The 26394-nt window shown below is 29.2% G+C and carries 25 protein-coding genes, 1 pseudogene and 3 riboswitches; of the genes and pseudogenes, 1 reads left to right on the top strand and 25 read right to left on the bottom strand.

What is annotated here, in order from left to right:
- Nucleotides 1–82: 82 nt before the first annotated feature.
- The 10 genes from FVE75_RS11830 to FVE75_RS04355 form a co-directional block, all read right to left on the bottom strand.
- Complete coding sequence (locus FVE75_RS11830; RefSeq protein ID WP_232052636.1) at nt 83–1567, bottom strand: coiled-coil domain-containing protein; 1485 nt, start codon at nt 1565–1567, stop codon at nt 83–85.
- Entirely contained in the window at nt 1503–2876 is a 1374-nt protein-coding gene (locus FVE75_RS11825) for a coiled-coil domain-containing protein (RefSeq protein ID WP_232052635.1), read from the bottom strand. The genes FVE75_RS11830 and FVE75_RS11825 overlap by 65 nt, the downstream gene beginning before the upstream one ends.
- A 112-nt stretch (nt 2877–2988) precedes the next feature.
- A complete protein-coding gene (locus FVE75_RS11820) occupies nt 2989–3708 on the bottom strand; it encodes an AAA family ATPase (protein WP_232052634.1) in 720 nt (239 codons plus the stop codon).
- 33 nt (nt 3709–3741) lie between these two features.
- A complete protein-coding gene (locus tag FVE75_RS04385) occupies nt 3742–4386 on the bottom strand; it encodes a hypothetical protein (RefSeq protein WP_147005382.1) in 645 nt (214 codons plus the stop codon).
- A gap of 29 nt (nt 4387–4415) precedes the next feature.
- On the bottom strand, nt 4416–5009 hold the full coding sequence (locus FVE75_RS04380; protein WP_147005380.1) for a hypothetical protein: 594 nt from the start codon (nt 5007–5009) through the stop codon (nt 4416–4418).
- Between the two features lie 19 nt (nt 5010–5028).
- Nucleotides 5029–5673 carry a hypothetical protein gene (locus tag FVE75_RS04375; RefSeq protein WP_147005378.1) on the bottom strand — a complete coding sequence of 215 codons (645 nt, stop codon included), beginning with the start codon at nt 5671–5673 and terminating at the stop codon, nt 5029–5031.
- A 141-nt stretch (nt 5674–5814) separates the two neighbouring features.
- Nucleotides 5815–6264: a hypothetical protein gene (locus FVE75_RS04370; protein WP_232052633.1), complete on the bottom strand. Its 450-nt coding sequence runs from the start codon at nt 6262–6264 to the stop codon at nt 5815–5817.
- Between the two features lie 139 nt (nt 6265–6403).
- On the bottom strand, nt 6404–7687 hold the full coding sequence (locus FVE75_RS04365; protein ID WP_147005376.1) for an exopolysaccharide biosynthesis polyprenyl glycosylphosphotransferase: 1284 nt from the start codon (nt 7685–7687) through the stop codon (nt 6404–6406).
- A gap of 136 nt (nt 7688–7823) precedes the next feature.
- Nucleotides 7824–9479 carry an AAA family ATPase gene (locus FVE75_RS04360; RefSeq protein ID WP_147005375.1) on the bottom strand — a complete coding sequence of 552 codons (1656 nt, stop codon included), beginning with the start codon at nt 9477–9479 and terminating at the stop codon, nt 7824–7826.
- Nucleotides 9460–10587 carry an acyltransferase gene (locus tag FVE75_RS04355; RefSeq protein ID WP_147005374.1) on the bottom strand — a complete coding sequence of 376 codons (1128 nt, stop codon included), beginning with the start codon at nt 10585–10587 and terminating at the stop codon, nt 9460–9462. The genes FVE75_RS04360 and FVE75_RS04355 overlap by 20 nt, the downstream gene beginning before the upstream one ends.
- Nucleotides 10588–10851: 264 nt before the next feature.
- Between FVE75_RS04355 and FVE75_RS04350 the strand changes: the two are divergent.
- A pseudogene (locus FVE75_RS04350) lies at nt 10852–11645 on the top strand (class I SAM-dependent methyltransferase).
- 170 nt (nt 11646–11815) lie between these two features.
- On the opposite strand, the gene FVE75_RS04345 reads toward FVE75_RS04350, so the two are convergent.
- From FVE75_RS04345 to FVE75_RS04275, 15 genes are all read right to left on the bottom strand, one after another.
- Nucleotides 11816–13159, bottom strand: coding sequence for an alanine/glycine:cation symporter family protein (locus FVE75_RS04345; protein ID WP_147005373.1), 1344 nt, complete (start codon nt 13157–13159; stop codon nt 11816–11818).
- Between the two features lie 192 nt (nt 13160–13351).
- Nucleotides 13352–13433, bottom strand: a riboswitch (glycine riboswitch).
- 3 nt (nt 13434–13436) lie between these two features.
- A riboswitch (glycine riboswitch) is annotated at nt 13437–13539 on the bottom strand.
- A 130-nt stretch (nt 13540–13669) separates the two neighbouring features.
- On the bottom strand, nt 13670–14419 hold the full coding sequence (locus tag FVE75_RS04340) for a glycosyltransferase family 2 protein (RefSeq protein ID WP_147005372.1): 750 nt from the start codon (nt 14417–14419) through the stop codon (nt 13670–13672).
- A gap of 154 nt (nt 14420–14573) precedes the next feature.
- Nucleotides 14574–15098: a hypothetical protein gene (locus FVE75_RS04335; protein ID WP_147005371.1), complete on the bottom strand. Its 525-nt coding sequence runs from the start codon at nt 15096–15098 to the stop codon at nt 14574–14576.
- A 12-nt stretch (nt 15099–15110) separates the two neighbouring features.
- A complete protein-coding gene (locus FVE75_RS04330) occupies nt 15111–15737 on the bottom strand; it encodes a hypothetical protein (protein ID WP_147005370.1) in 627 nt (208 codons plus the stop codon).
- A gap of 162 nt (nt 15738–15899) precedes the next feature.
- Entirely contained in the window at nt 15900–16880 is a 981-nt protein-coding gene (locus FVE75_RS04325) for a Gfo/Idh/MocA family protein (RefSeq protein WP_147005369.1), read from the bottom strand.
- Nucleotides 16881–16991: 111 nt separating this feature from the next.
- The gene (locus FVE75_RS04320) at nt 16992–17261 is read right to left on the bottom strand and encodes a GNAT family N-acetyltransferase (RefSeq protein WP_021743146.1); all 270 of its coding nucleotides are present in this window, start codon (nt 17259–17261) and stop codon (nt 16992–16994) included.
- A gap of 71 nt (nt 17262–17332) precedes the next feature.
- Entirely contained in the window at nt 17333–18091 is a 759-nt protein-coding gene (locus FVE75_RS04315) for an ABC transporter ATP-binding protein (protein ID WP_147005368.1), read from the bottom strand.
- Nucleotides 18092–18118: 27 nt separating this feature from the next.
- Nucleotides 18119–19093, bottom strand: coding sequence for an ABC transporter substrate-binding protein (locus FVE75_RS04310; RefSeq protein WP_147005367.1), 975 nt, complete (start codon nt 19091–19093; stop codon nt 18119–18121).
- A 90-nt stretch (nt 19094–19183) separates the two neighbouring features.
- On the bottom strand, nt 19184–19939 hold the full coding sequence (locus FVE75_RS04305) for an ABC transporter permease (RefSeq protein WP_147005366.1): 756 nt from the start codon (nt 19937–19939) through the stop codon (nt 19184–19186).
- The gene (locus tag FVE75_RS04300) at nt 19911–20222 is read right to left on the bottom strand and encodes a thiamine-binding protein (protein WP_147005365.1); all 312 of its coding nucleotides are present in this window, start codon (nt 20220–20222) and stop codon (nt 19911–19913) included. The genes FVE75_RS04305 and FVE75_RS04300 overlap by 29 nt, the downstream gene beginning before the upstream one ends.
- 145 nt (nt 20223–20367) lie before the next feature.
- Nucleotides 20368–20457, bottom strand: a riboswitch (TPP riboswitch).
- Nucleotides 20458–20482: 25 nt separating this feature from the next.
- Nucleotides 20483–21118, bottom strand: a complete 636-nt coding sequence (locus FVE75_RS04295) for an EexN family lipoprotein (protein WP_147005364.1) — start codon at nt 21116–21118, stop codon at nt 20483–20485.
- A gap of 29 nt (nt 21119–21147) precedes the next feature.
- A complete protein-coding gene (locus FVE75_RS04290) occupies nt 21148–21711 on the bottom strand; it encodes a hypothetical protein (RefSeq protein WP_147005363.1) in 564 nt (187 codons plus the stop codon).
- 62 nt (nt 21712–21773) lie between these two features.
- Complete coding sequence (tpx, locus tag FVE75_RS04285) at nt 21774–22424, bottom strand: thiol peroxidase (RefSeq protein WP_147005362.1); 651 nt, start codon at nt 22422–22424, stop codon at nt 21774–21776.
- Between the two features lie 100 nt (nt 22425–22524).
- The gene (locus tag FVE75_RS04280; protein ID WP_147005361.1) at nt 22525–23955 is read right to left on the bottom strand and encodes a nicotinate phosphoribosyltransferase; all 1431 of its coding nucleotides are present in this window, start codon (nt 23953–23955) and stop codon (nt 22525–22527) included.
- A gap of 167 nt (nt 23956–24122) precedes the next feature.
- Nucleotides 24123–26330 carry an ATP-dependent helicase gene (locus tag FVE75_RS04275; protein WP_147005360.1) on the bottom strand — a complete coding sequence of 736 codons (2208 nt, stop codon included), beginning with the start codon at nt 26328–26330 and terminating at the stop codon, nt 24123–24125.
- Between the last annotated feature and the right edge of the window lie 64 nt (nt 26331–26394).

Raw genomic sequence — 26394 nt, 5'->3', positions numbered from 1 at the left:
ATTTCTATATATCTTAAATTATTAATTTTACCTATATTTTATCAAAAATATTAAAAAATTTCCAGTAAAAAAGTTTATTAAATTACACATCAACTGCAACAATCTTAGTTTCTCCAATTTCTTTATTCATTGTAACTCCATAAAGTCTGTGAGATCCTTTCATTGTTTCCTTATTATGAGTAATTAATATAAATTGCGATTTATCAATAAACTGATGCAATAATTCAACAATTTTCTTTGTATTTTTTTCATCAAGAGCTGCTTCAATTTCATCAAAGAAAGTAAATGGACTTGGTTTAAACATAAAGATTGCCATTATAAATGACACTGCAAGCATTGATTTTTCCCCTCCAGAAAGAAGAAGAAGAGTCTGCTCTGGCTTGTTTTTATATTTTACACTCAGTTCCAGTCCTGTAGTAAGCAAGTTTTCAGGGTCTGTCATTTTGATTATTCCTTTTGCTCCATTTAAGATAGTTTCACACATATACTGAAAATTCTTGTTTATCTGCTCGTAAGCTATAAAAAATTTATTTGTAACTTCCTCTTCAATTTCACGAATAAATCCAAACAATGTTTCACGGCTTTCCAGCAAATCCTTCTTCTGTACTACAATATCCTGATATCGCCCATTTTCATATTCAAATTCATCTATTGAGGCAAGGTTGACTGCTCCAATGTCTGTACGGCTTCTTTCATTTGATGACAATTTTCTTCTTGTTGCCGTAAGTTCCTCTTCATCAGCAATTTCAAAATATTCCTCATCTTCTAGAATTTCTTCGCTTTCAAGCTCTTTAAATTCAGCCATTTGGAACTCAAGTTCACTTTTATTACGTGTAATTTTTTCAACAATTTTTTCATAATTATTTTTATTTTGCAGTATTTTTACTTCAATGTCTTTAATTTCGCTAATTAATTTTCTTTCTTTTCCTTCAATTTCTTGTATTTTTTTCTCAACTTCCTTGATTTCATTCAATATATTTTCATTTATTTTTTCATTTTTTTCAATTTCAGACTTCTTATGTAGAAGTTTTTCAGAAAGTTCAGTTCCCAATTTCTCTCTTTTCTTCTCAAATTCAGCCAGTTCTGCCTTTTCACTTAAAAGTTTCTTGTAATCAGACTCAATTTCTACAAAACGATTTTTATTATTATCAGTTCGAACCTTCAATATTTCATAATCTCTATCTGCCTCATTCAATTTCTGAATAAATTCATCAATATTTTCAAATTTTTTCAATTCTTCATTCAGATTTTTTATTTTCAGATTATTTTCTTCAATATATTTTTCAATATTCTGAATTAGTTCTCTATTTTCTTTTATTTTGTTTTCTTTTTCCAAAATAAATTTCTCATTTTCAGAAATTTCATAGTTCAGGGTATTGATTTCTCGCTGTTTTCGATTAAATTTTATACTAAAGTCATCATAATTTTCATTAAATTCCTGATAATCATTTTTAAATTTTTCAAATAATTTTTCTGCTTCTGTTCTTTCTACTTCAATTTTTTCAGCTTCTAAAACTATTTCCGATAATTTTTTCAAATTCCTTAAAATTCTTTTTATTTTTCTCAATTTCACTTTCCAGATATTTCAATTCCTTTTTTCGCTCAAGAATTTCATCTTTACCCTTAAATGAATGTCCTCCAGTCATTCTCCCACGACAAGTGATAATATCTCCTTCAAGTGTAACAATTCTGTCGTTAAATCCTTTTTTCAAAAGCTCTGTCCCAACTTCCAGACTTTCCACAACAACCGAATTTCCATACACAAACTGAATAACCTTTTCTACATCTTCATTCAAAAATTTCTTATCAACTTTTACAATGTTTCTTGCAAAATCAATAATTCCATTTTTCCCCTTTGTATTTAAAATAATATTTTGAACTTCATCTTGAGATATTTTATTTTGAAAATTCTTTTGTTGTGAAACTTGTTCAATTTTTGGCAAAAATTCGTTCATTCTTGAAATTCGAATATTTTCAATTGGTAAAAACGAAGCTCTTCCAAGTTTTCTGTCTTTCAGAATTTCAATACATTTTTTTCCAATTTCACTATCTCTTACTACAATATCCTGAAACATTCCACCAGACAAAGTCTGTATTGCTTCCTCAAATCCCGATGGAACATCAATTAAGTTAACAAAGGCTCCAATTACACCATCAATTTTTTCATTCAAAATATGTTTTATACTTCTGTTAAAAGTCTCATTTTTTTCAATTGCACTAGCTATCGCCTTATGTTTAACTTCAAAACTTTCAAGTTTGTAGCTAATTTCATTTTTTTGCTTATTTATTTCAGCATATTCTTTTCTAAGTTCATCAATCTTTTCGTTAAGTTTTTTTATTTTCAGCTCTTTTTCAAGCTTTTCTTTTTCTTTTTCTGACTTTTGAATTTCAAACGTCTGTTTTTCCTTATTTATTTTATTAAACTCAGCTTCTACATCATTTCTTTCGGCAATTTGTCTTTTATTTTCATTTTTTGCCCCTTGAACTCTTTTTTCAAGGTCTTCATTTTCTCCAGCGACTTTTATCTTATCCACTTCAAAATTAGAATTCTTTTGTGTCCGTTCTTTTAACTCAATTGTAATTTTATCGCATTTATGCTTGAGTTCTCCAACTTTTTCCTCCCATTTATCCTTTTCTTCTTCCTTCACAGCCAATTCCCTTGTTATCAAATCAAGCTCATTTCTGGAATTATTCAAAAGTTCTTCTTTTTCAGCAATATCTTTTTCCAAAATACTTTTTCTTTTATTTTTTTCATTGGCCTCGGTTTCTAAGTTAGAATTCTGATTTACAAGTTTTGAATATTCTTCTTTCAGAATTTCCATATTCTTAAAGTTTTCGCTGTTTTCATTTTTCTGGTTTTCCAGATTTTCGTACAATTCTTTTCTTATTTCATTCGTTTTTTCAAGTTCAACTTGCTTTTCTGAAAAATTATTTTCATTTTTTTCCAGTTCTTCCTTTATTTCCTGACTTTTTCCTCATATTCATATTTTAATGAAGTTTTTCATTAACATTGTATTCAAGAATCATAAACCGCTGTACATCAATTTTTTTTGTGTATGCTTTAAAAAGTCTAGCTTTTTCCTGCTCATTTTTTAAATAATCAACACGTTTTTTTAAATCTTTTTCTACATATTCAATTTTTTCAATTTCATTTTTCAAGTCCTGCAGCTTTTTCTCAGACTCTTCCTTTTCAATTTTAGCCCTCTTTACTCCCGCCGCCTCTTCAATAATTTCCTTTAATTCCTTTGGCGAAGATCCAATAATTCTCTCCACACGCCCTTGTCCAATTATAGAATAAGCCTGTTTTCCAATCCCAGTATCCATAAAAAGATTATGAATATCTTTAAGCCTAGATTTCTTATTATTTATAAGATATTCATTTTCCCCTGTCTTAAAAATTCTTCGAGTAATCTTAACCTCTGAAAAATCTACATCCAGATATCTATCTCCGTTATCAATAATAAGACTGACTTCCGCCATAGACTTTGGCTTCTTATTCTTCCCGCCAGAAAAAATAATATCCGAACTCTCTTTTGCCCGTATATTTTTATAACTTTGCTCTCCCAAAACCCACAAAATCGCATCCAAAATATTACTCTTTCCACTCCCGTTAGGTCCAACAATCGAGGTAATCCCATTGTCAAACTCCACAACAGTCCTATTTGCAAACGATTTAAACCCTGTCAGCTCCAATGCTTTTAAGTACATCTTTTCTCTCCTAATTTTTTAACTCTTTTTTATTTAATGTAATTTTATCATATTTTCCTCTACTAAGCCACATTCTTCCCTAATATTTTCTCCAATTTCTTCAATTACAACACTACTTTTTCCATCATTCACATCATAACGAATATAAATAGTTGAAGTATCTTCTGCAATATATTCTGTTTCTTTACTATCAAAATTTACTTTTTTACGTTCAATATACTTCCCGATTATCCCATCTTTATAATAAAATGAATCTTTTGGAGCCAAAAAAGCGTTAAAAAAGTGCATATCCTTTAACTTTTCCTTATCAATCTTACCATATTGAAAATAAAATTTAAAATCTTTTAATTCTGATATTTCTCTTTCGGTATTTTTATAATAAAATTTATCATTTCTATATACAATATCAAAAATTTTATCATTTAATTTATACTTTCCTTCCCAAACATTATTTTTTTTCTCCAAAATCAATTTCATCAAAAAATTATTTTTACGAATTTCCAGCCTGTAATCCTTCTCACAAAATTCATCCAATTTATTTTTTTTATATAATTTTTCTATATTTTCTTCTATTTTTGCAATTTCATTTGATATTTTCATTTCATTGTATATAAAATAAATTATTAATGAAAATATCGGTAATAATATAATTATTAATATTGTTAGTATTTTTTTCATATACATCTACAGCTTCTCCGTTTTATGCCTCAATACACATATCCACAAGTTTCTACAATTTTTGTTTTCGATTTAGAATCTATAAATTCAATCTCCCCCATAGTTCCTCCTCTATTTTGTGAATATATTTTTATTTTTTCAAAATTTTCTTTTATTTCAAACTGACTAATATAATTACTTATCGAATTTTTATCTTTGTATTCTCCAAATAATGCGGAAAACATCGAATCTTTTTTATCAACTTCACTCAAAATTTTAATTTCATTCTTTTTTATGGTATTTGTCTGAAAAAATAATTTAAAATTTTCTAGTTCTTTTATTTTTTTATTTTCTAAATCATAAAAAATTCCATTTTTATATTTAATTTTTGTAATTTTCTCATTTACTTGATACTCACCTTCCCAAATTCCATTCCCTATTTTTGATAAACTTATTTTTTTACTGTACTTTTTATTATTTTTAAAATAACTAATCAACAAACTATACCGATTTTCTTCGCAAAATTCCTCTATATTTTGCTTATTTTGATACATTTTTTCCAGTGCTTCTATCACAATTTGAGAATTTTTAGGTTTACACGATACTAAAATCAATAATAGCAATGAAATTGTCATTTTTTTCATATCATTTCCTTTTAAAATTTTATTTTATATATCTGCAACTTTCCCACAAATGTAATTTTTCATTTTCAGTTTTTATCTCCATCTGATAATAAAGAGTCCACTTACTTTGATAATACACGTTTATTTTCAAATCACCTTCTAAATTCCAATCTGAATCTTTAAAGAATTCCTTGAATGACTTCTTATCTAAATATTTTCCACGAAAATATCCTTTGTTTGGAGTGTAATCGGATATAATTCCCATACTTACTTCTTCTGTTGTCTCCAATTCATCATATTTTATTATGTCACTTTGAAAATACGGTATAAAATCTTTTATTTCTTTTCCTGTTTTAGAATCATAATATTTTTCATTTTCATATACGACTTCTGTTTCTATCCCTACCTCATTGATTGATTTATAATATTTTCCAGTCCATATATTTCCCCCTGTTCTTCTCAAATTCATTGATTCATAATATTTATCCTTATCTTTATTATATGCTTTTGCAAATTCATAATAATCACTGCAAAAAGTATTTATAGTTTTATTTTTATCATTATATTCAGATACCATAAATTTTTTTGTTTTTTCAGAAGTTTTATAATCATAGAATATTATTATGTAAAGTAGGATAAATAAAATTGTTAAAATAATTGAAGTAATTATAATAAATTTTTTCATTCTGATACTTCTCCTTAAAATTTTATTTTATATACCTACACTTTTCACCTAAAACCAACTCACCATTTTCTGTTTCAAGTCGCATTTGATAATATAATGGCTCTATACTTTGATAATATACATCTATTTTTATATCTCCTTCTAAATTCCAATCTGAATCTTTAAAAATTCCTTGAATGACTTCTTATCTAAATATTTTCCACGAAAATATCCTTCATTTGGGGTATAATCTGATATAATTCCCATACTTACTTCTTCTGTTGTCTCCAATTCATCATATTTTATTATGTCACTTTGAAAATACGGTATAAAATCTTTTATTTCTTTTCCTGTTTTAGAATCATAATATTTTTCATTTTCATATACAATTTCTGTTTCTACCCCTATTTCATTAGTTGATTTATAATACTTTCCAATCCATTTGTTTTTATCTACTCTTCGTAAATTTAATGTTTCACTATGCTCAATTCCGTTTTCAATATAAACTTTTCCAAGATGATAATAATCTGTACAAAAAGTATTTATAGTTTTATTTTTATCACTATACTGAGACACCATAAATTTTTTGTTTTTCAGAAGTTTTATAATCATGGAATATTATTACATAAAGCAGGACGAATAAAACAAATAAGATAATCAAAGTAATTAAAATAAATTTTTTCATTTTCATGACTCCATTAATAAATGTAAAAAATAACATTCATTACCTTCTCTCAAAAATTTAAAATCATTATCTCCCTTTTCCAAAAATTACAATCGTAACCGTCTTTAACAATATCTTCATATCAAACAAAATATCATGATTTTTTATATAATACAAGTCATACTGCAATTTTCTGTAAGCATCTTCAATGCTTGCTCCATACGGATACATAACTTGTGCCCAGCCAGTAAGTCCTGGTTTTACAGTATGTCTTAAATTGTAGTACATAATTTCCTTTTCCAGCTGTTTTATAAAAAATTCTCTTTCTGGACGTGGTCCTACAAAGCTCATTTCTCCACGTAGCACATTCCATAGTTGTGGCAATTCATCAATTCTTGTAAGACGCATAAATTTACCAAATTTTGTGACACGATTGTCATTTTTTGTAGCCCATTTTGGTCCATCTTTTTCGGCATCAGTTGTCATTGAACGAAATTTTACTATTTTAAACGGCTTATTTCCTTCACCAATTCTTTCCTGTATAAAGAATATCGGTCCTTTCGATTCCAGTTTTATTATTATTGCAGCAATAATCATAATTGGAATTACACAAACTCCGATTAAAAGTGCAAAAATTATATCGAGAATACGTTTGGCTTTCAAGTTAAAACTGTTGTAGTAAATTTCAAATCCTGTATTTTCCAAAAACCATTTTGGACTCAAGTTTGAAACTGGCAATTTATTCTCATACATTTCATAAAATTCTAAATAGTTATAATATTGCATTCCACCAAGTTTGTACTGTAAAAGCTTATCCACAAGTTTAGTATCGTATAAAAGATTGCTTGTAAAATCAACGATTATGTCAACTTTTTTATTTTCACATAAAGTTAACAGTTTTTCTGTCAAAGAACTCAAATTTTTTTCTTCTTTTAGAAAGTCCGATAATTTATATTGACGGTCTTTCTTTATACTCTCCAACAAATCATTTGTATATCCATTTTCTCCAACAAAAACAACTCTTTTTCGCTCTGAAAGTCCTACAATTATAATATAACGATATATAATCTGAAACATTGTAATCAACCCAAACAGAATTATTGCTTCATTTACAATAAAAATCCGTAAAAACGCTGTAATTACAACAAGTATAAAATTAATTCCAACAATAATTATAATATCCCTCAATCTGTAGATTCCAGTCATATTATATACATTTGCCACATAATATATTATCATTGAACAAACAATTACAGCCACATTTGTAAATCCAAGTCCACGATTTACAAGTAATAATCCTATAAAATACGTCACAATTGTCAATATCCCAAACAAATAGGAATAATTTTTTTTCATTCCGCTTACTGCCATTCTAAATTACACTTCCTTTTTTATTTTTCTTCTTTAAAATTAAATGTTAATAACTTATAATTCCATTTTTACAATATACATTCAGCAACTTAACACCTATTGCCTTATTCTTTCTGAATAATAGTTAATTATAATTTTACTTCATTATTTCATATTTCATTTCAAGTTTTTTTCTATAAAACGCGAGTCCAACACAGACAATTTTATCTATTTCTCTATTTTTTAATTCCACATCGTACTCTTTTTCTTTTATCTGCTCAAATCCAGTTTTTGCATAATTTTCCAGCTCGTCTTCATTATTTACAACTTTAAATTCAAATATGTACGCTGGATTTATTTTATTTTTAGGCTCTAAAACTAAATCTGCCCTTCCATAGCCACTTTCTCTTTCTGATAGTCTAATGTAGTCATTTGCAAGTATTATAAATATTCCAATTAAAAATATTTTGTAATACTTTTCATCTTTTTCCGTGTCAAAATAACTAAGTGAGGAAAGTATCTCATCTTGAAGCCCTTTTGCAAACTCTTCTATTTTTCCATTTTTTAAATTCTCTACAATATTTGAAAACTGTGTATAATTTCCAACAAATCTATCTATAAAAATTTTTCTAAAAAAAGTCTGTATTTCTTTATTCGGAAGCCTTAACGGATAGAGTTCCCCTTTTTTCTCGCCATCAGTTGTCAAATATCCGCTGTACAAAAATAATTCCCATATATCACTTGCATTAAATACATATTCCATATACTCATTTATTGCCTTATAAACTGTTTTCCCCACAAAAAGTTTTTCCAAATCTTCTATTACTTTTTTATCCGCTTTTCCTAATAAATCATATATTGTCTTGTTTCCTGAAACGCCTATCCAATAGGGACGTAATTTTTTTTCATCCAAAAAGTTAATAATCGACCACGGATTATAAATTTCAGTTTCTCCAAACTGATAACCGTCATACCACTCCCTGACATCTTCCATCTCGTATTCCAGCCCATAATATTTCACAGCCTCAACAACTTCATTTTCAGTAAGTCCATAATACTCTGAATATTTTTCACTAAAGATATTGTTTACCTTCAAATTATTTAACCCTGAAAAAATTCCTTCTTTTGCAATTCTCAATATTCCAGTCATAATTCCAAACTGTAAATATTCATTATCCTTCATTGCATCTCCATAAAACTTCTTAAAAAAAGAAATTGCCTGTTTATAATATCCCTCCTGATAAGCCTGAATTATCGGCGTATCATATTCATCTATTAGCACAACAGCTTTTTTCCCATAATATTCATACAAATATTTTGTCAACGCCTTCAATGAGCCTTTCCAATCTACTATATCTTTATTAAACCAGACATTATCAAAATAAAATAATTCTCTTTCATCCATTTCTTCTCTTATGAATTTAAATTCATCATACATATTACTTATTAATTGTCTAATTGCAATATGAGAATTTTCCCAACTAACCTCTTCCATGTTCCTAAAACTTATATATATAACAGGATATTGCCCCTGCTCCTGCATGTGTTCACTTTCAGAAATATTTAATCCGTCAAATAATTTTCGATTTTCTTCTTTATTTTCTATATCAAAAAAATATTTAATCATTGACATATTAAGGGTTTTTCCAAATCTTCTTGGACGTGTAAACAAGTTTACTTTTGCCCTGTAGTGTAAAATATCTTTAATTAGCTTTGTTTTATCAATATAATAATAATTATTTTCTACAATTTCCTTAAAATCAGACACCCCTATTGGCAAAGGCTTTCTATTTCTAGTCTTTTTTTCCGCCATATTTCTCCCTCCATTTATTCATTCCAGCTAAAAAATTATATATTCTATCTAATATTTCGCTTGTAAAAAATGATAGCAAAAATACTATTAAAAACGTAATAATTATATATAAAAAATAATTCATTCTAGATTTTAATATTCTTTCACAAAAAAATAAAAAAATCGGATGAATTAAATAAATATCATAAGTTTTTGCTGATACAGGCTTTATAATTCCTTTTACTTTGCCTAAAACTTTTTCTCCATCAAAAACATTTACAATATAATCATAAAGAAAAACTGTGGCTATAAATACACTAACTGAGTGATAATCATAAAAATAGTCAAAAAATTTTCCACTTGATTTTGTAAATATATACGTTAAAAAGACAGTTAATGACACTGCTATAAAAAAAACTGTGTATTTTTGCCATTTTTTCATATTCAAAGGCTTTTCTGCAAGTAAATAGCCAATTAAGAAATAACCGACATATTGCCCAGCTGGAGAATATATTTTTATATTTTTCTTAAAAATCACATTTAGAAATGGTACTAAAATCATAAATATTATCCACACAAAAACTAGATAATTAATACTTTTTCTATCGACTTTTGCTACAACTTTTCGTAAAAACGGAGTTATCAAATAAAGCGATAATATCATATAAATATACCACAAATGATAGTAAATTTTCCCTTGAAAAAAGTTTGAAAAAAAATTATTATAACTTTCTTTCTGGAAAAAAATCGAAATTATGGTCTTATAAGTTGATTTTCTAAAAAAAACTGAAAATAATTCATTATCCTTAACATCTTTAAAAATTATTGTAAATATAAAAAAAATAACAGAATATACAAAAAACTTAGGCAAAATTTTTGCAAATCTTTTTTTAAAAAATATTTTCACATTCTCGTCTTTTCTCAACAGAAAAAATCCACTAACCATAACAAATATCGGTACACACATTCTGCTAAATGAATCTATAATATTTGCCATCATCCATCTATTTCCAGATATTTTACCATAATTATATAGCTCGCTTGCAACAATATGAATAAATAAAACCATACTAATTGCAATACATTTTAAAATATCAAAATTAAAAAATCTGTCCTTATTTTTTACCATTTATAAATCTCCAAATTTATCAATTTCCCTCAATAAAAATATAACTAATTTTAACATAATTCAGGCTATTTTTCAATCAATTTTCCTTTATATAAATAGTCTTACGATTATACTTATTGGTCTCAAACACCAAATTTATATGACTTTAACAGTTTAATAACTATTTTTATTTTTTAAATAAAACTTGCATTTTGAATAAATGCGGGTATAATTCTATTAGATAGTTTGATAATCAAATTTTTTTGTGATAAGGAGGAACGTGTTATGGGAATAAAACTTGACAATGTTTCTGAAACTATGCTTGTTACCTTATATGCACGTGCAAAAGATGCTAACAGCAAAAATCCAATTTTAAATGACAAAAAATCTTTCGAGATTTTTTCACAGCTGGATTATGATTTTTCAAAATTTGAAAAGGCGTGGGCTTCATACTATGGAATTCTGTCACGTGCAAAAGTCATGGACAATCAAGTAAAAAATTTATGGAAAAGTATCCAGATTGTGTAATTGTATCCATAGGAAGCGGTCTTGATACACGATTTTTAAGAGTTGACAATGGGAAAATACGATGGTATAACCTTGACTTGCCTGAAGTAATTGAAGAAAGAAAATTATTTTTTGAGCCTAGCGAAAGGGTTACTGACATTCCAAAATCGGCATTTGATTCGAGCTGGACTAAGGAAATTAAGTTAAATGGTAAAAAACTGCTTATCATTTCAGAAGGTGTTCTCATGTATTTTGAGGAAAAACAGATTAAAGAGTTTTTGGAAATGCTGACTGACAGTTTTGATTCTTTTGAAGCTCAGTTTGACTTGCTTTACAAAGGAACAGTAAAAGCGACAAAACATCACGATGTACTAAAAAATATGAACGCAACTTTTAAATGGGGAGTAAAGGATGGAAGTGAAGTTGTAAAATTAAATCCAAAATTAAAGCAAACTGGACTTATTAATTTTACTGATGAAATGAAATTACATCTTCCTGGCTGGAAAAAATTACTTATTCCACTTTTTTACATTGTTAATAACAGGCTTGGAATTTATACTTTTGAAAAATAGAATTTTTCCTTAATTTATATTTATTGTCCTTGTTTACTAAGATTTCTTTATTATGTTTAAAATTTCTTAAAGCCAGATCTCCTGAAATTAAATATTCTTAAGTACAAATAAAAAATACTCAATCTGCAGACTTCATACATTTTTACAGTTTGAGTATTTTTGTTAACTATCTAATCCTTTAAAAGCGGATCCTTTTTCGTAACCTCGACCACCAGTTTATGCAATCCAATCAATGCTATCAAATTCGGAATTACCATAAGTCCGTTAAACATATCAGCCAGTTCCCACACTAAATCAACTTTTTGAAGTGAACCGGCAATTATGCAAATCATTACTAAAACTCTATAAATATTAAGCGCTTTTTTACCAAAGAGATATTTCACATTAGCTTCCCCAAAGAAATACCATCCAATTATAGTAGAAAACGCAAAAAAGAATAATGCAACTGCAACAAAAATCACTCCAAAATGCCCCAATACTGCGTGAAACGCCTGTTGTGTCAATGAAATCCCAGTTCCATCTGCTTTTCCATCTGCAATCAAAATTACTAGTGCTGATAATGTCAAAATTACAAAAGTGTCAATAAAAACTGTGACAATTGCAACATGCCCTTGATCTTCAGGATTTTTAACCTTTGCAATTGCATGAGCATGCGGAGTTGATCCCATTCCAGCCTCATTTGAAAATAGCCCTCTTGCCACTCCAAATCTTATCGCCTTTTTTATCCCCATTCCTAAAAATCCACCTAAAACTGCCTTTGTCGAAAAAGCATTCACAAAAATCGCTTTAAATGCCAAACCTGCATTTCCAATATTTAACACAATAATGAACAGACATATTACAACATAAAGAACTGCCATAATAGGAACTATTTTTTCAGTAACGGAAGCAATTCTTTTTACTCCTCCAAAAAATATAAATCCAGATAAAATTGCCAAAAATATACCTGTTATAACTGTCGGAACATGAAAAGCATTATGAAAAGCATCTCCTACAGAATTTGCCTGAACCGCATTTCCCATAAATCCTAAAGACAGTACGCATGAAACCGCAAAGAATCCTGCCAGAAATTTGGCCACTTTTCCTCCTTTAAATAATGTTTCAATGTAGTATGCTGGGCCTCCTGTCATTTCTCCATCTTTTTTCTGTTTAAAAATCTGACTTAATACAGCTTCTGAATAGATAGTTGCCATTCCAAAAAATGCACTTACCCACATCCAGAATATTGCCCCCGGTCCTCCTGATACAATCGCTGTTGCCGCTCCTGCAAGGTTTCCTGTTCCAACTTGTGCCGCAATAGCTGTTGCTAAAGCCTGAAACGACGACATTCCATTATTATCCGCCTTTTCTCCGCTTAAATCAAATCCGCTCGTCAACTGTTTCAAACCGCTTTTAAACTCCCTAACTTGAATAAATTTTAGCCGAAATGTATAAAATACTCCTGTTCCAACTAACAAAACAATTAAAATAACTCCCCAAAAAAATTCATTAAAATTTTTAATAATTTCTAACATCTAAATCCTTCTCCTTCGTTTTTTATTTCTGAATTTTAGAATGGATAGAAAAGTTTAAAGCGTTTTAATACAAATCTTATTATAAATCAAAGAAAAAGGCTGTCTTTTACTTAAATAAAGTCAAGACAACCTCTTTAAATTTCTTTTATATTAAAAAAGAAATATAAAATCCATAATTTTATATGTATCATTCTCTGTTCTTTTACCTGAGAGTTTAGGGAATAAATATTCCTTTGCTCCTTCGGTGCCGTCATTTAAGACAGTCTCTCCAGAGGCTCGTCCACTATGAGTCCTTTTACCTGAAAGAGTTACTTCTTCGGTGTTTTATTCTACATTTAAAAAATTTATAAATGAGACAAAATCTCTCCTCATACCTTCATCCAAATTATTCACTTTTCTATATGTTAGCATATTTTTTTCTGTGTGTCAAAAAATATTTTATTTTACTTTTCTTTCAAAAAAGCTTTTAATACATAGTTTTTTATTTACATTTCCTTTTTCCAAAATATTTTATTTACTTTTTAGTACAGCCCTGATTGCATAATGTAAAAAATAATAAACTGACTTCAAAAACGGTAATTTCTCAACTTTTCGATAAATTTCCCAACGAACTTTTGCCGTTTTAGCCTTATTGCTCGAACGGGAATTATCCAGCACTCGATAATAAGCCAAATTTTCCTTGAGTCCAAAAATTGTTTTCACATCTTTCACAATCTCCAGCCAAAGTACATAATCCTCATTTTTCTCCAGTTCCTTAAAATACCGCTTCCCGACTTTTTCCACATCATACATAACTGTAAGACAGCCTAGATAATTATTTTTCAGCATATCAGTATAAGAGATTTCTGGTTTAATTACAACTTCATTGATTTTTTCGCCATTTTCCTTAACTCTCGTGTACTCTGTACAGCTTATGCCTGCATTTTTTTCTTTCATAAATTGTATCTGCTTTTCCAATTTTTGGCTGTGCCAGTAATCATCAGCATCCAAAAATACAATAAATTTCCCAATTGCCAAATCAATCAAATGATTTCTCCCTTTTACAACACCCATATTTTTTTCAGTATTCAAAACCTTTATTCTATCATCCTTTTTTGCATATTCATTTACAACTGCAAGACTGTTATCTGTTGAAACATCATTCATAATAAGCATTTCCCAATTTTCATAAGTCTGTGAAAGCACTGATTCTATTGTTTTTCCAATAAACTTTTCTGCATTGTACATTGGCACAATTATTGAAACTTTTTCTTTATCCATTTTCTCTCCTTATTTTATTTTTTAAATTTTAAGAAATTTTATCCTCAAACCGCTTTAATAACCAATTAAAAGGCAACTATTCTATTAAAATCAAAGATTCATCCTGATTAATTAGGTATTAGAGACGTTCGAGCATACTTTTAAAGTATATCCATTATTTTTTTAAATACAATTTATCAAAAAATTCATCAAAGTTATCTCCTAATTTTATCCATTTCCATTTTTCCCTATTTCCTCCTTCAGTAAAAATTTTATGTATATCATCAGCAAAATAATACATAAAAATCTCCTTTGTTTCTTTAGAAATAAATATGTACTCATCTTCATCTGCACCTATTGCCACATAGTTGTTTCTCCAAAAATATGTTCTTTTTAAATTAGGATTTTTTTCATATTCCATCTCATCAAATTCCGTAAGCAGATTTTTTCCTCTCTCAACTGTTTCATCATCAAAATATAAATACGAAATAAATTTATCATTTATATTTTCATCATCAATGGGTATATATACAGTTTCCTTAAAATAAATTTCAGAATATTTTTTAACCATATCTCTGTATTCTTCTTTTTCAATTCCCAAACTTTCTATAAACTCATCGTCATAATAGTAGCTTTCCTCTTCCCTCACTTCACAATCTTCTATCTCCAGTATTTCTTCCAAATGCTTTTGTCTATCCATTTCTATCATCTCCTATCTTTCTTCATCCAATTGTTCCAGCAGTCCATCAACAAATTTTGTCAGTTGCTCTTTTTCTTCCTTAGACATTTCTTTATTGTCTTTTGGATCTACATACAGTTTTTCAATAAATTCATCAAAATTTTCTGCTAATTTTACCCATTTCCAATAAACTCCTTTACTTTCATCCTCTAAATCTGAATATGAAGAATACTGCACTATCCTATTTGATGCCTTTGATATATACATATAGGCATAAGATTCCCCACTTATTATTGGTATATAATTATCCTCTTCATAGTTTACTTCAATTTTTTTAGCATCTTTTCCATATTTCTTCTTATGAATTTTTTCGGAGTACCATCTTAATTTTTTTCTTCCATTTTCATACATTTCATCACTAAAATCTAATTCAAAAAATAAAGACTTGCCTTCTTCATTCGTTTCTGGGTCAATATTTTTACAACGAAGTAGTGGATTAAATGCTATCAATTCATAATCTAATACTAAATTAACATATTTTCTTACTCCATATTTCTCAAGCAACTCTTTTGTATAATATTTGCTTTTCTCTTTTCTCTTCCCTTCTTTTTCAGTATATTCTATATCCACAGATTCCCAAAATTTTTTATATTTTTCCATTCTTTTCACCATTATAATTGATTTTTACCAATTACTGCCTTTCTTTTTCTATCAATTCGTATTCTATTATTTCTTCTAAATGTTTTTCTAGCCATGTTTAATTTTTTTAGATTTGAAGCAGTAATTTTTTGAATTTCTTGATTAAAAAGCTCCCCCCTTTTATTAATCCTGCGGAAACTTAATACCCGCCCCAAGTCTAGCTTTTGTCTGCACTTGACTTACCAGCAGGCTTTTTTCCAGTTGTCTGTAGCAAAATTCCAAATCATTTTCATTTAATGCACGAATGAATGCTTTAAATTCAGGCACAACTCTATCTTTTGAAAATCCATCATCAAAGCTTTCTGTTGTTCCATCATACATTTTTAATGTGACTTTTCCGACAAGTGATGGTGCTTCTTCACTTATGATTTTCCCTTCACTTCCTTGAATCATGCCTATTCTTTTTCCTTCACTATCTTTTGCACATACACACATTGCATTGAAATTTTTGTATTCTATCATAAGAACTCCGCTCGTGTCAATATTTCGCTCAATGTTTGCATAGTATTTCACATTTTCAGGCTTTCCAAAAAGTCCTAAAACATAATGTAAATTATACAGTCCCAAGTCCATCAATGCTCCTCCAGCTTTTTCAGGATCAAATACAGGCAGAATTTCTCCTCTCTTAAAAGCGTCATATCTGCTGGAATACTGACTATACTGGCTCTGAACAAGTTTCACATCTCCGATTTTCCCAATCCAGTCTTTTATTTTTTTATAGTTTTCAAAATAAAGTGTCGTTATCGCTTCAAATAAAAATAGTTTTTTTTCCTTTGCTAAATCTGACAATTCTTTAGCTTGTCTATAATTAGTTGTCATCGGCTTTTCAACAATAACATTCAGACCTTTTTCCAATGCTTTTTTACAATATTCAAAGTGTAAAAAATTCGGAACAGCAATATAAACAGTATCAATTCCAAATTCACAAAGTTTGTTAAAATCATCAGTAAATTTCGAAATACCATATTTTACACAAATTTCCTCAACTTTTCCAATACTCTTTTTTGTCCCTTGTATCCCCACGATTTCCAGCCCTTCCAACCGAACAAGACTAGGCAAAAATTCCTGAACAATCATCCCTGAACCAACAATTCCTAATTTCATTCAAATTCCCTTCTTTCCACACACTTTACTTGAAGCTTCTTTTTAAAGTAAATTTATTTAAAATATTTTCTTCAATTCCAAATCTGCATAATTTCTAAAAAATTCAATAAATTATGCTTTTAAATCATCATATTCTCCACTTTCAAATTTTTTCACAATATAGCTGCAAATTGGCACAATTTTATACCCATTTTCTCTTGCATATTTCACACCAGCATCGAATAATTTTCCTGCAATCCCTTGCCCTCGCAATTCAGAAGATACGACTGTCGATTCAAAATACAATTTTTCCCCTTCTTTTCTATAAGTCAATTTTGCAAGTTCATCTCCATTTTCTCCAAATATAAAAAATCCTTCATTTACTACATGTCTTATTTCCATTTTTTCAAACTTCCTTTCAATATTTTATTTTATTATATAGTAAAATCATTTCAAAATCAAATTTAAAAAGTTTACAAATATTTCAATATTTCACGTTTATATTGAATAAATTTTTCAGACATTATAACTTCTTCATTATTATAGCCCTTGCTCTGACTATTTTTCAAGTCAACATTTATTTGTGCAGCAATTTTACCTGGACTTCCTGCCAAAATATAAATTCTGTCGGAAAGCAGTATCGCCTCATCAATATCATGAGTAATAAACAAAGTTGACATCTTAATTTTGTTCATTATGTTTAGATACCAGCTATGAATTTTATGCTTTGTAATGGCATCTAATGCACTGAAAGGCTCATCAAGAAGAGCAACTTCGCTGGAAAATAAATATGTTCTAAGCAATGCCGCTCTTTGTTTCATTCCGCCTGACAGTTTACTTGGATACAAATTTTCCGTACCTTCCAATCCAAAATCTTTAAAATACGGCTTTGCAATTTCCCGTGCCTTATTTTTATTTTCACCCCTTATCACAAGTGGAAGTGCCACATTGTCAATAATTTTTTTATGAGATAAAAGCAAGTCTTTTTGCAGCATGTAGCTTATTTTTCCAGATTTTCCAGTTATATCTTCTCCATTCATTTTCACATTTCCGCAATCAGGCTTTAAAAGTCCTGCAATAATGTTAAATAACGTTGTTTTCCCAGCACCACTTACTCCTAAAATACAAACCAGCTCATTTTCATACAAATCAATTGAAACATTTTCCAAAACTTTTTTATTTTCAAAAGAAATGGAAATACCTTTTATTTCAAGCTTTTTGTCTTTATTCACTTAATATTTCTCCTTTTGATAAATTTTTTATTTCAGATACTCGTTACTATATCCAAAATTCTTTGGTATTTCACGTTCTACAGCCTTATTTTTGTAAAGCCATTCATAAAATCTGTTCCAACGGCTTGCATCAATTATTCCCCATTCCTTTGCATCAGACTGATATTCTTTAGAAATCCATTTTTGACTGGCTGTTACAAGGTTTATATCAAGTTCTGGAGAATTTTTTACCAAGATTTTCGCTGATTCCTCTGGATTTTTCATTGCGTATTCATACCCTTTTTTTATTGCCTTCAAAACTTTTTTTGCAATTTCAGGATTTTTTTTCAGAAAGTCATTATTCGCGATAATTACAGGGCTGTAATAGTCAAGTTCTTCTCCATAGTCACGAATTTTTAGAAAATTTGTCTGAAGCCCTGCCCTTTCTGTAGCAATTCCATCCCACGCATAATAAACCCAGACAGCATCAACATCAGTCTTTAAGCCAGTTACAACATCTGTTATAGTATAAGGGATTAATTTTACTTTAGAAAAATCACCTTTATCATCTGTTACTAATTTTTTCAAGATAGCCTGCTCAATATTATCTTCCCAAGTGGCATATTTTTTACCTTCCAGTTTTTTTGGCGAATCTATTCCTTTTTTCTTTAATGAAATAATTCCAGATGTATTATGTTGAAGAATTGCCGCAACAGCAGTTACTGGTACAGGATTCTCCTTTGCAAACGATTTTGCCAATGTATCCTGAAAGCTTATTCCAAATTCTGCTCCTCCAGCTCCAATAAGTGCCGTTGTACTCCCTTCAGGCGGCTGCACAATTTCCACATCCATTCCTTCTTCCTTAAAATACCCCAAGTCTTTTGCCACATAAAGCCCCGTATGATTAGTATTTGGCACCCAGTCCAGTACGATTTTTATTTTCTGATTACTTTTAGATTTTCCACACGAAACAGCCAAAACCAAGATTAAACATAAAATTAAAATTTTTGAAATTTTTTTCATTTTTTATACCTCTCTTCACTTTTTATTTTGTTTTTTTGTTTTTTTTTAACAATAAATTTATTATAAACTTTTTTAGCAAAAGATAAAAACTTACTTTTCCCAAACCATGCACCATTTCTGTATTTTTTTTACAAGATACATAAGTAGCAGACTTATTGCAGAAATAAGAAAAATTACTGCAAACATCTTATCAAATGAATATGATTTTCTGACTCTTGTCATATAAACTCCAAGCCCGCTAAATCCACCAAGCCATTCTGCCACAACTGCTCCAATTATAGAATATGAAACCGAAATTCTAAGCCCTGCAAAAAAATATCCTAATGAGCCTGGCAATTTGACATGAATAAAATTCTGAAATGGCGTTGCTCCCATCGTTTTTAACAAATTCAGCATATCCTTGTCAGCCGAGCGAAATCCATCCAGAAGCCCAATAGTTATTGGAAAAAATGAAGTCATAACAATAAGCGTAATCTTTGGCAATATTCCATATCCCAGCCAAAGTACCAAAAGCGGTGCAATCGCAACTGTAGGTATTGTTTGACTAATTATCAAAACAGGATAAATCATTTTATATGCATATTCAAACCTGTCCATAATAACCGCCACGGCAAATCCAAAAATTATTCCCAGACCAAGTCCCAAAAATGCTTCAAGCAAAGTAATTTTTGTATGTTCCATAAGCAGCGGAAAATCCAAAACAAACGCTTTTACGACTTCAAATGGCGATGGCAACATAAATTTTGGAATAATATTCACCATTGACAAAATTTGCCAAATCATCAGCAATATAGCAATAATAATACTTGGTGCAATTTTATCTGTTATATTTTGAAATTTTTTCATCAATCTTTAAAATATCTCCTTTCGGTTTATAATTTATTTTTACATACGACATTACGCCCTCAGCCCCTGCCTTCACAGCCACAACTTGACATTCCTTCACAATTTCCATAAGCTCGTTAAAATCCCCTTCTACCGTTGTTTCAAATGGAGCAACATTCATTTTTAACCCTTTGCTTTTAATAAATTCAATAACTTCATCAACAACTCTTACAATTTCCTCATTTCCCACAACATTTGGTAATACCTGAATTGCAATACTCGCATTAATTTCTTTTCTTTCCATAATCTATCATTCCTTTCTCTAAAACTTTTTTTATCTAAACTTTCTTTATATAAAAAAATCCCCTTATCACAAGGAGATTCTATATTTCTATAAATTTTCTAAAATAATTTAAAAAGATATACAAAATAACTTTAAAATTATTTCTTATTTTATATAAAATACTCCCTCCGACAGCATTATCTGTACAGGTTATATGGGTTTGATTCTCAGCAAAATTGCTCCCCAGTATTTTTTACTATTCATTCTATTTATAAAATTGACTAATCAATATTCACGTCTTTAAAATCAGAATACAATTCTTTTAAGATGCGTTTATTTCTTTCGTTAATATTTACTATATACCATTTATTTTTATCCTCAAACACCAAAGATTTTTGATTCAGTTCTACTTTTTTTCCTTGACCAGAAACTATACTCTTTGTCGGTATAATTACATAATTTCTTCCAGTATTTGTCTGTCCTATTTTTACATTTTTCAAATCATATTCAACTTTTTCAATTTTTATATATTTTAAAGCATTCATCAATAGTTGTAATGTTATTTCTTTTGCTTTTTGAGGTGTTGTTGAAGCATTTTTTGCTTCCCATTCCCATAATCTTTCAGGTGCATTTTCCATACTTGTCGTAAAATTTCCAGCTAACAACTCTTTTGATATTTTATCTAACTTTGCTTCAATTTCAGGCTTTACTTTATTCCAAGCTTCTAATGCCAGTTCACTCTGTGCTTTTTCTACATTTTTACAGATTTTTTCATCTCTTTTTATTTTACATTTTTGGACTGTTTCTTTTAAAAGATTATTGTTTTTTTTCAAATTTTCAACGCTATATTTATTTCCACAGGCTGTAAAGATTGCTATAGAAATTGCAATTAAGTATAATATTCTTATTTTTTTCATTTAGCCTCCAAGTCTATTTTTCATTATTTCTATTTTATTTTAGCTAAATCTGGATACACATCCTTTAAGAAAATCATATACTCTTTTTCATAATTGATAATGTACCATTTATTTCCATCCTCAAATGCCATTGTTTTTCCTTCGCCATTTATTTTTTGTCCATTATAAATTATTGTAACTTTGGTTGGTATGATTGCATAATTTCTTCCTGTTTCAGTTTTCCCTACTTTAACATTTTCAAAATCATAGGTATTTTCAATTATTTTCATATTATCTGTTAGTTTACTCATCGTTTTTATAGTTAGATTTTTAAGTTCATTTACAGACATAGATCCCTTTTTAGCCAAGTATGTTAAAAATTTTTCTGGCATTTCATCAAAACTTGCTTTATAATTTCCTGCGACCAAATCTTTTGAAATTTTATTTAGCCGTATTTTAATCTCAGGTTTTACTCTTTCCCAAGCTTCCTGTGCTGTTTCTCCTTTTTTACTATTTTGAACAGTTGTATTCAAGTTTTGATTTCTATTTTTATTTGCAGGAGCAGCAAATGTAACAGCTGAAACAACTAACAATAATAAAATAATTTTTTTCATTTTTACCTCCAGAAGATTCATTTTTATTAATTATACCTCATATTTTTATATTTTCAAAATTTTTACTTTTTTAACAGATTATTTTCCAAGAATTTCAATGCTTTCTCAACATCAGCTTCTTTTCCTTCTTCAGAAACATATTCAATATATTTTACAGTATTATTTTCATCAAGAATCATAAGTGCCCTTGTTAAAAGACCTTTTTCCTTTATGAAAAATCCATTTTGAATACCAAATTGATGATATTTAAAATCAGAAACTGCTTTTAATCCATTAATTTCATTGGCAGTACAAAATCTTTCCTGTGCAAACGGAGTATCAACTGTTACCGAGTAAAATTTCACATTTGTATGAGTTTTTGCTGCTTCATTTAACTGTTTTGTCTGCAATGAACAAACTTTTGTGTCAAGCGATGGCGCTGTATAAACTACTTTTATATTTTTATCTTCAAAAATATTTTTTTCTTCCAGTTTTGTATTCACTACTAGAGGTACTTCCTTTATTTTATCGCCAACTTTTAATTCTTTTCCAACTATTGTTATTGGAACTTTTCCCATTGTAATTTTTAAATTATTATCAGCTTTTAAAGTATCCAAATATTGTGTATATTCTGCATTCTGTCCTGCCTTTCCTATTTCATTTTCTATTTTTGGTTTATTTCCGCAGGCAGCCAAAACTACTGTAATTGCTCCTAATAATAATATTTTTTTCATTTTTTTCCTTCTTTCGTAATTTATCTGTTGTTTGTAAAAATTTAAATTGTATGATTTTTACAGTTTTAATTTAAACTATTTTTATCTAATTTTATCATTTCTATTTTGATACTTCTCTAATTAAACTTGGATTATACAATAAACTTTCATTTTTTCTTACTTCTTCAAAAGTATATGTTTTTAAAATTTTTCCATTTTCAAAAACACATTCCATTACGGAATCTTCATGATATTGATTTTCAGGTAAATCTGAAATATTTACTGTTTCAAATTCTCCATTTTTATTTTTTATCAAGTCAAGCCGTCCTTTTTTACTGACTTTTCCTTTATCTGTAACAGGATTTTTGTAAACATCTCTAACTTCATTTCCAATTTTTATACAGCTACATTTCATGGCAAATTTATGAGTATCCCTGTTAATGCTAGATTTTTCATTTCCTTGCAAAAGAGATCCTCCGCAGCCCAAAGTAACATTTTCGGCAGAATATTTGTTATCCTTTAAAGATTTATAAATATCCCAGATTGTATCTTCATTAATTCCATCACCTTGTAAAATACGGACTTTATTAATTACTTTATATCCTTTGGAATTTATCGTATATCCAAAATTCTTTTCCAAACTTTCAAGCGCAAACAGAATATTTGTAATTGCGTCTCCACTATCTGGACGTATTGTAACCATTCCATCTCTTGCCAATATTTTTTCACGTAAATCTTTTCCGATAATATTTTCTACCGCATTAAAAAAATTATAACTGTCAAGAACGATCGAAACAATTCCTTTTGGAAATTTATCAAGCATATTTTCGTATGCTTCTTTTTCATATTTTTGAGTCCATGAAGTCATTGTGCTATGTTCAGAAGCAGGCACACTGTAAGCGGCTATTTTTTCATCATAATATTTACGGGCAAAGACAAGTGCATTTAAGGTATCTGTTCCATAAAAATTTGTAAGATGAGCCATTCCACCAATTCCGGCACTTTCCTCGCTGGAAACACCACGATAACCAAAATCATGCAATTTAAACTTCAATTCTGACTCCACATTATCACTTGTTTCCTCTAAAAAGTATTTTATAATCTGTTTTGCCTTGTATGAAAATGTCGCAACTGTAATTGGATACCATACTTTTAACAGCAATGTTTCCACCCATCCCACAATCCAAGGCACATTTTTGTCAGTTGATTCAACTGTAACCAGCACATTATGATTTTTTACAACACTGCCTTCTGGAACGGTTCTAATTCTAAGTGGCAATTTCCCGTCCAGTTTTTCTACAATATACCTCCATCCCTCTTCAAAAAATGTCAATCCATGCAATTCGCAAATTTCCTTAGCTTCATCTATCATTTCATTTGTAATTTTTTTTGTTAAATATTCCATTAAGTAATATTGGAGTCCAAAAAATTTTACATATCCGTACAAGCCACCACGACTTTCGATATAATCGTGCATATACGTCATATTTTCTGGATATTGAAATGGATGAGTAATTTTATAAGAATCTGTCGATAGTATTAAATTTTTCATTTTTATTTTGTATGATAATTTCAAGTTACGTAAAAATCATACTCTCCTTCCCTATACTTTTTTATTTGTATATTCAATTATAACTCTTTTTTCTTTGAAAACATACAAAAAATACAGTAAAACCTCTTTGAATTAAACAAAAAGATTTTTACTGTAATAAGATTTTTTTATTTTTCTAAAATTTTATCTGCCAGCACTAACGCTATTTTCTTTTCTCCAACCATAAATTCAACAATCATGCTTTTGGTATCCACTTTTTTTATTTTTCCACGTCCAAATTTCTTGTGATTAACCACATCTCCAACTTTATATTTAGAATTCACATTTGAAGTTGTTTGAGAACCTGATTTTTTACCAAATGTTCCCAGTTTATCTTTAGAAAATGGATTAAAGTTTTCTATTTTCGGTGTAAAACTTCTTGGAGCTGAAGATTGCCCTTTTAGGCTTGCATATTTTCCGCCCACATATTCCAGATTGTCTTGCTTCATTTCGTAGATAAATCTTGATGGACGACGTAAATTATCATCTTTTCCCCAAATTTTTCTTGATGAAGAATAAGAAATAAATAGTTCTTTTTTAGCACGAGTTATCGCTACATAACAAAGTCTACGTTCTTCTTCCAGCTCTTCTTCAGGAGCATCAAAAGAAATTGATGGGAACAGCCCGTCTTCCATTCCCGCAAGAAATACATAATCAAATTCCAGTCCTTTCGAGCTGTGAATTGTCATAAGTTTTACATAATTTTCATCATCTTCCATTTCATCAGTCGCTGAACTTAATGAAATCATATCAAGATATTCATTCAAGGACATACTTGGATTTTGCTTTTCAATTTCAGTAATACTGTTTAACAATTCCTCAATATTTCTAACTCTGTCTTCCTTATTGTCTTCAATTGAGTCAATATAACGTGTTCTTATAAGAATTTCATCAAATATTTCTTTAATTGACATTTCTTCAAGACTTGAGTAAATGCCTTGCATTAAATTGTAAAATTCCTTTAATGCCAGTTTTGTAGCTGCTCTTACAGGAATTTCATCAATGTAGTGAAGCGCTTCAAGCATCGAAATATTTTTTTCATTTGCAACTTCCTGTATTTTTTCGAGAGTCTTTTCGCCCACCGAACGTTTTGGAACGTTAATTATACGATAAAAATTATGATTATCATTTTTATTATTTAAAAGGCTTAAATATGCCAAAATATCCTTTATTTCCTTACGTTGAAAGAACTGCATCCCGCCGTAAATTTTGTAAGGAATATTTGCAGACAGCAGTTTTTCCTCCAGAACTCTTGACTGTGCATTCGTCCTGTACAGAATCGTCATATCCTTGTAATCGGCACCATCTCTTTTCTTTTTCTTCATCTCTGTCACAATAAAATCCGCTTCATCATAAACAGTCATTGCATTATAAATCTTGATTTTTTCTCCATCAGAACCATCTGTCCAAAGTGTTTTCCCTTTTGAGCTTTTATTATTTTTAATAAGCTCATTTGCTGTATCCAGTATTTTTTTTGTAGAACGGTAATTTCTTTCCAATTTTACTGTAAATGCTTCCTTATAATCTCTCTCAAAATTCAGAATGTTATTAATATTTGCCCCACGAAATGCATAAATACTCTGATCTTCATCTCCTACGACACAGATATTTCGATATTTTGCTGCAATTAGATTAATCATTTCATACTGAATATCGTTAGTATCCTGATACTCATCCACCACAATATACTGATATCTTTCCTGTATTCTTTCCAAAACAAAAGCATCATCCAGCAATTTTCTCGCATTCAAAAGCAAATCTGAAAAATCCATCGCATTATTTGCCTTCAAAACTTCATCATACTTTTGATAAATCTCACCAAAAAGCCTGTTCGCAGGAATTCTCATATCAATTTCACGTTCAAGCTCCTTAATTCCTATCCCCTGTTCCTTCAATTTACTAATTCTATTTGCAAGTTTTCCCGGCTGAACACCATCATTATCCTTAATTCCCATATCCTTTTTTATCTTTGTAATAATCGATTTCTGATCGTCCACATCATAAATATTAAAATTTCGCCCATATCCAATTCTTTCAGAATAAGTTTTAAGCAGTCTTACCGAAAACGAGTGAAATGTAGAAACTACAAGATTATTCGCCTCATGTCCAATAAGTGCCGCAGCCCTTTCCTTCATCTCCCTTGCCGCCTTATTCGTAAAAGTAAGTGCCAGAATATTAAGCGGCGAAATCCCTATTTCTTTTACCATGTGTGCGATTCTATAAGTAACTGTCCGTGTTTTACCACTTCCCGCTCCAGCCAGTATCAATACAGGCCCTTCTATTTTTTCTGCAGCTTTTCTCTGCTCTTCATTTAATTCATCTAAAATACTGCTCATATTTCTCCTTTTTTCTCATTATTTTTATATCTAATTTTTTATATTGTTTTTCATTTTGTATAAT

This window comes from Leptotrichia hongkongensis (genome assembly GCF_007990635.1).
Taxonomy (GTDB): domain Bacteria; phylum Fusobacteriota; class Fusobacteriia; order Fusobacteriales; family Leptotrichiaceae; genus Leptotrichia; species Leptotrichia hongkongensis.
Note: the sequence above shows the minus strand (reverse complement) of the source record. Positions and strands in the feature narration are given on the sequence as shown.